Annotated in this window: 11 protein-coding genes; 8 read left to right on the top strand and 3 right to left on the bottom strand. The window is 59.2% G+C overall.

Annotated elements, in window-relative coordinates; translation table 11 throughout:
* Positions 1 to 45 precede the first annotated feature (45 nt).
* Positions 46 to 387, bottom strand: coding sequence for a hypothetical protein (locus BM235_RS12280; protein WP_090113218.1), 342 nt, complete (start codon positions 385 to 387; stop codon positions 46 to 48).
* A 303-nt stretch (positions 388 to 690) separates the two neighbouring features.
* Here BM235_RS12280 and BM235_RS12275 point away from each other — a divergent pair, with 303 nt between their 5' ends.
* The 3 genes from BM235_RS12275 to BM235_RS12265 all read left to right on the top strand — a co-directional run bounded on the left by BM235_RS12275 (position 691) and on the right by BM235_RS12265 (position 2,755).
* The gene (locus BM235_RS12275) at positions 691 to 1,218 is read left to right on the top strand and encodes a YfiT family bacillithiol transferase (protein ID WP_090113216.1); all 528 of its coding nucleotides are present in this window, start codon (positions 691 to 693) and stop codon (positions 1,216 to 1,218) included.
* Between the two features lie 186 nt (positions 1,219 to 1,404).
* A complete protein-coding gene (locus BM235_RS12270; RefSeq protein WP_090113214.1) occupies positions 1,405 to 2,085 on the top strand; it encodes a TerC family protein in 681 nt (226 codons plus the stop codon).
* Between the two features lie 40 nt (positions 2,086 to 2,125).
* Complete coding sequence (locus BM235_RS12265) at positions 2,126 to 2,755, top strand: GTP pyrophosphokinase (protein ID WP_090113212.1); 630 nt, start codon at positions 2,126 to 2,128, stop codon at positions 2,753 to 2,755.
* Between the two features lie 88 nt (positions 2,756 to 2,843).
* Here the strand turns inward: BM235_RS12265 and add are convergent, their stop codons facing one another.
* On the bottom strand, positions 2,844 to 3,887 hold the full coding sequence (add, locus tag BM235_RS12260; protein WP_090113210.1) for an adenosine deaminase: 1,044 nt from the start codon (positions 3,885 to 3,887) through the stop codon (positions 2,844 to 2,846).
* A 37-nt stretch (positions 3,888 to 3,924) separates the two neighbouring features.
* Entirely contained in the window at positions 3,925 to 4,320 is a 396-nt protein-coding gene (locus BM235_RS12255; protein WP_090113208.1) for a DnaJ family domain-containing protein, read from the bottom strand.
* Between the two features lie 341 nt (positions 4,321 to 4,661).
* Between BM235_RS12255 and BM235_RS12250 the strand changes: the two genes are divergently transcribed.
* The 5 genes from BM235_RS12250 to BM235_RS12230 all read left to right on the top strand — a co-directional run bounded on the left by BM235_RS12250 (position 4,662) and on the right by BM235_RS12230 (position 10,532).
* Entirely contained in the window at positions 4,662 to 5,588 is a 927-nt protein-coding gene (locus BM235_RS12250) for a nucleoside hydrolase (protein ID WP_369803509.1), read from the top strand.
* 113 nt (positions 5,589 to 5,701) lie between these two features.
* Entirely contained in the window at positions 5,702 to 6,844 is a 1,143-nt protein-coding gene (locus tag BM235_RS12245) for a BMP family lipoprotein (protein ID WP_255374339.1), read from the top strand.
* 103 nt (positions 6,845 to 6,947) lie between these two features.
* Positions 6,948 to 8,489, top strand: a complete 1,542-nt coding sequence (locus BM235_RS12240) for an ABC transporter ATP-binding protein (RefSeq protein ID WP_090113204.1) — start codon at positions 6,948 to 6,950, stop codon at positions 8,487 to 8,489.
* Positions 8,486 to 9,589, top strand: coding sequence for an ABC transporter permease (locus tag BM235_RS12235; RefSeq protein WP_090113202.1), 1,104 nt, complete (start codon positions 8,486 to 8,488; stop codon positions 9,587 to 9,589). The genes BM235_RS12240 and BM235_RS12235 overlap by 4 nt, the downstream gene beginning before the upstream one ends.
* The gene (locus BM235_RS12230; protein WP_090113200.1) at positions 9,573 to 10,532 is read left to right on the top strand and encodes an ABC transporter permease; all 960 of its coding nucleotides are present in this window, start codon (positions 9,573 to 9,575) and stop codon (positions 10,530 to 10,532) included. Before BM235_RS12235 ends, BM235_RS12230 begins: the two co-directional genes overlap by 17 nt.
* Positions 10,533 to 10,608: the final 76 nt, after the last annotated feature.

Genomic DNA, 10,608 nt, shown 5'->3' with positions numbered 1-10,608 from the left:
AGGCCTTCCGCTGCAGAATCGCTCTGCGGATGGCCTTTTGTCCGTTCAGACGCTGATGCGGAGTCCCTGAAGCTGGGAGATGCCTTGGCGAATAAGGTGCTGCTTGCGCTTCGGTACGGGGAGCATATGGTTCAAGGCCGGACCGTCGCCGAAGTATACGGCATTGTCCGTCACATAGGTGATCTTGGCGACGTTGACGTAGCAGTCCGAGGTGATCCGAACGAAGAGAGCGTCTCTCGTCAATGCTTCGGCCTGCTCGGCCGTCATTCGCTTTTTTATCGTATAGTTGCGGCCGTGACAACAAATTTGCCCTTGGGCGCCGATGCGGAAGAAGTAGCAATCGTTCCGCGGTTCGAACTGATCGTATAAATTCATCGCTGCATCCATCTTTTCGTATCCCCCTGTCATCGAAAGTTTGGGTGGTAGCGCTTTCATTATAACGCATGGGACTTTGTCTTGGCTAGCGTTATTTTGTGAAATCGCACATGATTTTTTGGATTTTTTCACGTCGTCGGCCGATAGTCGTCGAGACGGCGATATTCGATAAGAACGAAAGGCCGATTAGCCCCCTTATTTTGGCGAAGTCCGCAGCGTAATGGCAGAAGCACATCGGCACGCGGCATCGTGCGGGAGCGTCCAGCGAGATGTGCTATACTGAAAAAAACCGACGCAGGACTGGAGCGAAAGAAAATGGACGATTTACGTTACCCGATGGGCAAGTTCGATTTTGAAGGCGACGTTTCCCCCGACCAGCGCAGGCAGTGGATCCAGGAGATCGCGGCGCTGCCGGACCTGCTGTCCGAGGCGGTGCGCGGGCTGGACGACGCGCAGCTCGATACGCCTTACCGGGAAGGCGGATGGAAGGTCAGGCAGGTCGTGCACCATATCGGAGACAGCCATATGAACAGCCTGACGCGGTTCAAGCTGGCGCTGACCGAAGACCGGCCGACGATCAAGCCTTACGAGGAGCACCTGTGGGCGGAGCTCGCCGACTCGCGGGATTTGCCGGTCGCGCCTTCGCTAGCGCTGATCGGTGCCGTTCACGTGCGTTGGACCGCGCTGCTGGCATCGCTGTCGGACGAGCAGTTCGCTCGCGAATTTTACCATCCCGGCAGCGGGGAGACGACGCGTCTCGATCGCTGTCTTGGCATGTACGTATGGCATGGCAAGCATCATACCGCGCATATCGAAAGGCTGAGAGATCGCATGGGCTGGTGAGCCAGGCATAAGATCGATACGACGATTGGACTGAAGGACATCGGACAAGCCCGGTCCCTCATGGGACGGGTTTGTTCGCGTGCCCCCGATTCGGGTAAAATGGAAACTTGAGGCGTAAATACGACCGGCTGCTCGGTTCGCCTTCGCGGCAGCGGCACGGTTCGAATCGGACAAGGAGCGCGCAACATGGGAAGCGACTGGATGTTTGCATTGCTGGATATGATTCTGATCAACATCGTCCTGAGCGGCGACAATGCGGTCGTCATCGCGATGGCGAGCAAAAATTTGGATCCGGCGCACCAGAAAAAGGCGATCTTCTGGGGGACGTTCGGCGCGGTGGGTCTTCGAATCGTGCTGACGTTCGCCGCGGTAACGCTGCTGAGGATCCCGCTGGTACAGGCGTGCGGCGGCCTGCTGCTGCTGTTCATCGCGTGGAAGCTGCTGAACGAGGATTCGCACGAAGAAGAGATCGAGGCGAAGACGACGCTCGGCGGCGCGATCCGGACGATCGTCATCGCGGATCTCGTCATGAGCCTCGACAACGTCGTAGCCGTCGCCGGCGCGGCGCACGGCAATTTCACGCTTATCGTCATCGGTCTTGCGATCAGCGTCCCGCTGATTATCTGGTGCAGTCAGTTCCTGACTAAGCTGATGACGCGATTTCCGCCGCTCGTATGGGTGGGGGCCGGCTTGCTCGGCTATTCCGCGGGAGAGATGCTGGCCGGCGATCCCTGGGTCGGCGACTATATGGACGAGGCCGCTCCGGCGCTGCCCGAGATTTTGCCGATACTGCTGGGCGTGCTTTTTCTCGCATACGGGGCGCTGTCGTTTTGGCGCGCGCGGCGCGTTTGGCGGCACAGACACTAAATTCAAGCTCTGCGAACACGTTTAAGGGAGACATACGAAGATGGCAATGGATCCGAGCAGCATGCGGGAATGGGGCAAGATGCTGCTGACATACAAGTTCGCGCTCGACGAAGTGAGCACGAAGCTTAATATTTTGAACGAGGAATTGCACTTCATTCAGAACTACAACCCGATCGAGCATATGAAGACGCGCATCAAGTCTCCCGAGAGCATCCGGGACAAGCTGATCCGCAAAGGGCTCGCGGTGACGATCGACAACGCGGTGAACCACATTCGCGATATATCGGGCATTCGGGTCATCTGTTCCTTCTCTACCGATATTTATCGAATGTACGAGATGATCAGCAAGCAGCAGGACGTCACCGTGCTCGAAGTCAAAGATTACGTGGCGAATCCAAAGCCGAACGGCTATCAGAGCCTGCACTTGATCATCCTGGTGCCGGTGTTCCTGACCGACCGGATGGAGCAGGTGCCCGTCGAGATCCAGATCCGCACGATCGCCATGGATTTCTGGGCAAGCCTCGAGCATAAGATCTACTACAAATTCAACGCGCAGGTACCGCACGAGATCGGCCTGCAGCTGAAGGATACGGCGGACTTGATCAATTCGCTGGACAAGCGCATGTTCGCGCTGAACGAAGAGGTGCAAAAATACCGGTCGGACGAATAGCCGGGAAGAGACGCGTGAAAGCGTTACTATAATGTAGCAAAAAAGTCCGGTCCCTGTCTCAGGGCCGGACTTTTGACGCTTCTGGCGTTTAATCCTCGCGGGAGACGTCTGTCATCAAGCGTTCGACCAGCTCGTCGAACCGGGCCAGCAGCCGCTCCTTGACGGGCGGCTCTGCGAAGGCCGCCAGCAGCGCGCCGCGCATCAGATCCGCCAGCTCGGCCGGCGCGAACCCGAAACGCGTCGCGATCGTCTCGCATTCGCGCGTCATATCGGTGCCGGACACGGTCGGATTGTCCGTGTTGACGGTGACGTAGACGCCGGCGTCGTAGTAGCCGCGGATCGGGTAATCGTCCCACGACGCGATCGCCTTCGTCTGAACGTTGCTCGTCGGACACAGCTCGAGCGGGATGCGCCGCTCCCGGATCCAGTCCAGCAGCCCGGGGTCTTCCCGCAGCCGGATGCCGTGGCCGATGCGCGTCGCGCCCAGCCCCTCGACGGCTTCGCGGACATTGAAGGGGCCGGCCGCTTCGCCGGCATGAATCGTGATCGGGATGCCGGCTTCGATGGCGGCGGCGAACGTGGCTCGGAATTTGGCCGCAGGGTGGGAGGCTTCGTCGCCTGCCAAATCGACAGCCACGACGCCTTGGTCCCGCCGGGCAATGGCGGCGCGGATAACGGGCAGATTGATCGCTTCGTCTTGATGCCGCATGCAAATGACGATGAGTCGGGCGACGACGCCGTAGGCCGCCTCTCCGCGCTTCAGGCCTTCCAGCACGGCGGCGATGGCGTCGTCGGGCGTCATGCCTTCGTTCGTATGGAGCGCGGGCGCGAAGCGGACCTCTATATACAGGCAATTGCGCGCGGCCGACTGCTCGACCGTCTCCTCGGCGACACGCGCGAGGGCGGCCGCATCCTGCAGCAGCGGGAGGACGAAGTTGAACTTTTCCAAATACGTTTTCAGGCTGTCGCAGTCCTCATCGACCTGCATGAAGGGCAGAAGATCCTCCGCCCGGTCCGCGGGCAGAGGATAGCCGCGGTCCGCTGCCAATTCGAGCAGCGTAGCGGGCTTCACGCATCCGTCCAGGTGCAGGTGCAGATCCGCCTTCGGCAGCGCTTCGAGCCAGTTGTCCATCCCGATCTCTCCTGTCGTCTATCTTCTGTTGGCGCCATCAAGGCGCTTTATCGGCATCCGTGCGCGTCAGCTTGGCATAGACCGCGTCCGCGTATTGTTCGTAGGCGTCTTGGTGCGTCCAGCCCCGCTCGTTCATCATGAGTCGGTAGCGCAGCCGCTTTTCCGACAGTTCGCCCTTCAGCTTCGCCGATTGCTCCGGATCCCGGCACGCTTCGAGCAGATCGGACAGCGAGACGAGATCCTTGCGAATCTGCAGCTCTTCGGGCAGCGCGCCTGCGTTTTTGAGCAGCTTGTAGGAGAGGCGCAGCTCCTCGGGCACGCCCGCCAGGTCGTCATCGGGAAGCGGTTTTCCCTGTCCGGACAGTCCGTCGAAAAGTCCCGATTTTTCGGCTTCGCGTATTTTTTGCTCGGCAATGGAGACAATCCAATTCATCTGCTCACCGTCCTTTGCTTGTGTTATTATAGCATTGTATCAGGGTTAAACGGTTGATTGAAGTAAGAGCGCGATGAATCGGCTCGATCTTGTTAATTTAGTTGACATCGAACTTCGGTATTAAGCCTTTTATGCCGACCGGATTAGATGACTATAGTCAACATTGACCAATTTTCGAATGCAATTTCAGCATGGTTCACAAATCGGGTGCGGGGGTAAAAGGTATTTTCATTTGGGTCTGGCGTTTGTGTGATTAATGGGTTATAAAAGATAACAGGACATTCGTTCAAAACGGAATGCAAAAAGGTTCAACGAAGGATGGTCGAACGTTGAGAGTTTATATGAATCATGACGGCGGCGGCGACGATTTCGTCGCGCTGCTCCTGCTGCTCCGCATGCCGGACGTACAGTTGACGGGCGTCTCGGTCATCGGGGCCGACGGCTATCTCGAGCCTTCCGTACAAGCCAGCCGGAAGATTATCGACCGGTTCGGCGGCGCGAGGCGCGAAGGGCTCGATCTTTCCCGTTCCCATTCGCGAGGCAAAAATCCTTTCCCTGCGGCATGGCGTATCATGTCTTATTATGTTGACGCCTTCCCGATTCTAAACGAAGCGGAGGCCGTCCTAACGCCGATCTCGGACAAGCCCGCGCATCTTCATCTCATCGATCGCGTGCGCGCGGGCGAAGGGAGAACGACGCTCGTCTTCACGGGACCGCTCACGGATCTCGCCCGTGCGCTCGACGAAGCGCCCGATATCGAAGCGCGAATCGAGCGCGTCGTATGGATGGGCGGGACGTTCTTGCCTAAGGGCAACGTCGAGGAGCCGGAGCATGACGGCACGGCCGAATGGAATGCGTTTTGGGATCCCGAAGGAACGGCGCGCGTGTGGGCGAGCGGGCTTCGGATCGATATGGTCGCGCTGGAGAGCACGAACCAGGTGCCGCTCACGCTGGAGGCAAGAGACGCTTGGGCCAAGCTCCGCAGGCACGAGGCGATCGACTTCGTCGGCCAGTGCTACGCGCTCGTGCCGCCGCTCATTTTCCATGCGACCAATTCGACTTACTATTTATGGGACGTGCTCACCGCCGCCTATGTCGGCAAGCCCGACCTGGTCAAGGTCAAGACGGTGAACAGCATCGTCAGGACCGACGGCACGGCGCAGGGACGGACGGAGTTGTCGGAAGGCGGCAGACCGGTCAACTTGATTTACGACGTCGACCGAGACGGCTTCTTCGCTTACATGACCGAACTGCTGAAGCAGGACTAATTTCGGCTACCGCGGCTCGCGGCCACCGTTTCGCCGGCTCGTACAGCGGTTCCGGAGCGGCCCTCGCGCCGTAGATGCAAATACAAGTATGAGAGACGGGGAGAGAATCAAGCATGAAAAAGAGCACGATGAAGCCGCTTAGCCTGATGCTGGTCGCCATGATGGCGATGCTGCTGGTGCTGTCCGGCTGCGGAAGCAAGAACAACAATAACGAAGGCGCAGCGTCTCCAAGCGCGAGCGCGCCGGCATCCGAGTCCGCAAGCCCGAGCGCTTCCGAATCGGCTTCGCCATCGGCTTCCGCGTCCGCGCCCGCTAGCGAATCCGCGGCTCCTGCCGACGGCAAGGGCAAGAAGATCGGCATGGTTACCGACCTTGGCGGGGTCAACGACAAGTCGTTTAACCAGCAAGCTTGGGAAGCCCTGCAGAAGATCGCGAAGGATACGGGTGCCGATACTAAGTATCAAGAGAGCAAAAAGGACAGCGACTACATCCCGCTCCTGACGAAGTTCGTCAAAGACGGCTACGACCTGACTTGGGGCATCGGCTTCCTGTTCGCGGACGCGGCTACGACCGTAGCCAAAGCCAACCCGGAATCGAAGCTCGCCTTGATCGACACGACGCCGACCGAGTCGCTGCAGAACGTCGAGTCCGTCCTGTTTAAGGAAAACGAAGGCTCGTTCCTCGTGGGCGTCGTCGCAGGTCTGACGACGAAGACGAACAAGATCGGTTTCGTAGGCGGCATGGAGCTGCCGGTCATCAAGAAGTTCGAAGCGGGCTTTAAGGCCGGCGTCGCGGCAGTCAATCCGAATGCGACGATCGATGTGAACTACGTCGGCGACTTCAGCAAGCCGGACCAAGGCAAGCTGGCTGCCGCAACCATGTACGACGGCGGCGCCGACATCATCTTCCACGCGGCCGGCGGCTCCGGCAACGGCGTGTTCAATGAAGCGAAGGATCGCTTCAAGGCCGGCAAAAAAGTATGGGTCATCGGCGTCGACAAAGACCAATCGATCGAATTCGGCAACGACGTGACGTTGACTTCGATGGTCAAAAAGGTCGACGAAGCCGTATATCGCGTCTCCAACGACTTGCTCGCCGGCAACTTCCACGGCGGCCAGACGGTCGAGCTCGGTCTTGCCGAAGGCGGCGTCGGCCTGCCTGTCGAAAACCCGAACGTCTCCAAAGAGATCCTCGACAAGGTTGAAGAATACAAGAACAAGATCATCAGCGGAGAAATCAAGGTTCCGACGGAATAAATTCCGCGCTGCACGGAATCTCCGCAAGGGCAAGGCCGCTTTCGCGAGCCTTGTCCTTTCTTCCGTTTTAACGCTTTGATATGGGGACAGGAGCTGATATCAGATGGAGCAAGCGGTACCGGTGGTCGAGCTTAGGGGCATCACCAAGCGGTTTCCCGGCATCGTCGCGAACGACGCCATCAGCCTGGAGCTGCGCAAGGGCGAGATTCACGCGCTGCTCGGGGAAAACGGCGCGGGCAAATCGACGCTGATGAGCATTTTATTCGGCCTGTATCAGCCTGACGAGGGCGAAATCCGCGTAAACGGCAAGCCCCAGGCGATCGACGGACCCGGCAAAGCGATCGAGCTCGGCATCGGGATGGTTCACCAGCACTTCAAATTGGTCCAGCCGTTCACGGTCGCCGAGAATATCGTGCTCGGCATCGAGCCCTCCAAAGGTCTGTCCATCAACTACCGGCAGGCTAACGCCAAGGTAAAGGAGCTGTCCGAAAGGTACGGGCTTATGGTCGAACCGACGGTCAAGGTCGAGAACATCACGGTCGGCATGCAGCAGCGCGTCGAGATTTTGAAAACCCTTTATCGCGGCGCCGAAATTTTGATTTTCGACGAACCGACGGCCGTATTGACCGTGCAGGAGATTCACGAGCTGATGCAAATTTTGAAGCGGCTCGCGAACGAAGGGAAATCCATCATCTTGATTACGCACAAGCTCAAGGAGATCATGGAAGTATCGGATCGCGTGACGATCATTCGCAGAGGCAAGGTCGTCGGCACCGTGAACACCGCAAAGACTAGCGAGAGCGAGCTCGCCGAGAAAATGGTCGGCAGGCGCGTGTCGCTCGACAAGCCGAAGGAAGCCGCGAAACCCGGCGAGACGGTGCTTGAACTGTCGGACGTAACGGTCGCGGGCGCCGATAAAGGCAAGCCGGTCGTCGACGGCGTGTCCTTCCGCATCCGGGCGGGCGAGATCGTCGGCATCGCCGGCGTCGACGGGAACGGACAGCACGAGCTGGTGGAAGCGCTAACGGGCATGCGAGCGGTACAGAGCGGCAGCATCCGACTGAACGGAAGGGACATTACGCAGGCTTCAATCAAGAATCGGATCAAAGCGGGCATGTCGAACATTCCCGAGGACCGCCAGAAGCACGGACTCGTGCTCGATTTCAGCGTCAGCGAAAACTTAATCCTGGGATCCCCCGAGCAAGGACGGTTTTTCAAGGGCGGCTTCCTGAATAAATCCGAAATCGACCGGCACGCCTCGAAGCTGATCGAAGCTTACGACGTGCGGACGCCGGATATTCATAACAAGACGCGCTCGCTCTCCGGCGGCAACCAGCAGAAGGCGATCATCGCGCGGGAGATGGAACGCGACCCGCAGCTGCTCATCGCCGTCCAGCCGACGCGGGGGCTCGATATCGGCGCGATCTCGTTCGTTCACGACCGGCTCCTGCAGGCGAGGGCCGAAGGCAAGGCCGTTCTTCTGATCTCCTACGAGCTGGATGAGCTTCACCGGCTTTCGGATCGCATCCAGGTGATCTTCGACGGACGAATCATGGGCGAGGTCGATCCCGAGAAGGCGGCGGACGATGAGATCGGACTTATGATGGCGGGCAAAATGCAGGCTGGCAAAGGAGCGTCGGCATGAATAAAGCGGCTGATATTTTCAATAAACCGTCCACCTACATCCCGTTTATCGCGATCGTGCTCGGATTGCTGTGCGGCGGGATCGTCATGTGGATCGGCGGCTACGACCCCTTCGCGGCATACGGCGCGCTTTGGAAAACGGTATTCGGCACCAAGTACGACTTCGGAGAGACGATCGTCGCCATCACGCCGATCCTGTTCACGGGACTCGCCGTCGGCTTCGCCTTTCGTGCCGGGATCTTCAACATCGGCGCGGACGGCCAATACATCATCGGCATGACGGCTGCGACGTTCATCGGCCTTAAGGTGCATCTGCCCGCGTTCATTCACGCGCCGCTGGCGCTGATCGTCGGCATGCTGTGCGGCGCGCTCTGGGGTGCGCTAGTCGGCTGGCTGAAGGCTTACCGCGGCGTGAACGAGGTCATCTCGGCGATCATGCTGAACTGGATCGCGCTTTATTTGTCCAACTACATTCTCCGCGACTTCCTCGTCAAGAAAGGCGAGCAAAAGACGCCGAACATCGACGATACCGCTTCGCTGTCCATCGGCTGGCTCCAGAACTTCATGGAGGGCGCGCGGATGGACTGGGGCATCTGGATCGGCCTGCTCTGCGTCGTCATCTTCTACGTGCTGTTGTGGCGCACGAAGCAGGGCTACGAGCTGCGCGCCGTCGGGCACAACGCCGATGCCGCCAAAGCCGCGGGCATCAACATCAAGGCCAGCTTCATCAAGACGATGATGATCTCGGGCGCGTTCGCCGGACTTGGCGGCGTCTTCTCGGTGCTCGGCGTATTCCACTATCAGGTCGTACAAGCCGCATCCGCGGGCTACGGCTTCGACGGCATCGCCGTCGCGCTGCTCGGCGGCAACCATCCGATCGGCATCTTGCTCGGCGCGATCTTGTTCGGCGGACTTACCTATGGCTCGGCGGGGATGAACTTCGAAGCCGACGTACCGTCGGAGATCGTTCGGATCGTCATCGGCAGCATCATCTTCTTCGTCGCCTCTCACGGCCTGATCCGCACCGTGATTCAGCCGTTGTTCAAAAAGCGCAAATCGCGCGAGCGGAAAGGGGCTGACATGAATGGGAACGTTGGCTGATCTGATCAGTTCTACGCTTGTCTTTTCCGTCGCGCTCATCTTCGCCGCGCTCGGCGGTGTGTTCAGCGAACGGTCGGGCGTGTTCAACATCGGCCTCGAGGGCATGATGACCGCCGGTGCATTCGGCGCCGCTATCGCGAGCTATTATATGGAGACGGACGGAGGCGCGACGACTTCCTCGCCTTGGGTCGGATTGATCGCGGGCGTCTTTTGCGGACTCGTATTCGCGCTGCTGCACGCCTATGCGACCGTGTCGCTCAAAGCCGATCAGACGATCGTCGGCGTCGTCATCAACATTCTCGCGGTCGCCGTCACCTTGTATTTGGTGAAAATCATCTTCGAGGGGGCCGGCGACACCGCGCAGCTCGAGCAAGTATTCGCCAAGTGGCCGATTCCGCTGCTGTCGGACATTCCGTTTCTCGGCAGAGCGTTTTTCAACAGCTACCCGACGACTTACATCGCGTACATCCTCGTGCCGCTCAGTTCGTATCTGCTGTTCAGGACGCCGTTCGGACTGCGTTTGCGTTCGGTCGGCGAGCATCCGGGCGCCGCGGACACGGTCGGCATCAACGTCACCAAATACCGCTATATCGGCGTATTGATCAGCGGCGCGCTCGCGGGTCTCGGCGGCGCGACGATCACGCTCACGACCACGAGCAACTTTTCGCACAGCACGATCTCGGGCCAAGGCTTCATCGCCATCGCCGCACTCATCTTCGGTCGCTGGAATCCGTACGGCGTATTCGGCGCCGCCTTCTTCTTCGGCATGGCGCAGGCGCTTCGGAACTTCCTGACCAGGTTCGAATTTTCCCAATCGATTCCGACCGAGTTCCTCTACATGCTGCCTTACGTGCTGACCCTGATCGTACTTGCCGGCGCGGTCGGCAAGTCGGTCCGCGGACCGGCGGCAGCCGGAGAAGCATACGATCCGTCGAAACGTTAGCTGTCCGCATTCCCTAAAGGCCGCTCGGATCCAATCGGATCCGGCGGCTTTTTTGTTGATCGATGCAAAAATCAGG

Source organism: Cohnella sp. OV330 (assembly GCF_900112065.1).
Classification (GTDB): Bacteria; Bacillota; Bacilli; order Paenibacillales; family Paenibacillaceae; genus Cohnella.
This window is presented reverse-complemented; position numbering and strand designations above follow the sequence as displayed.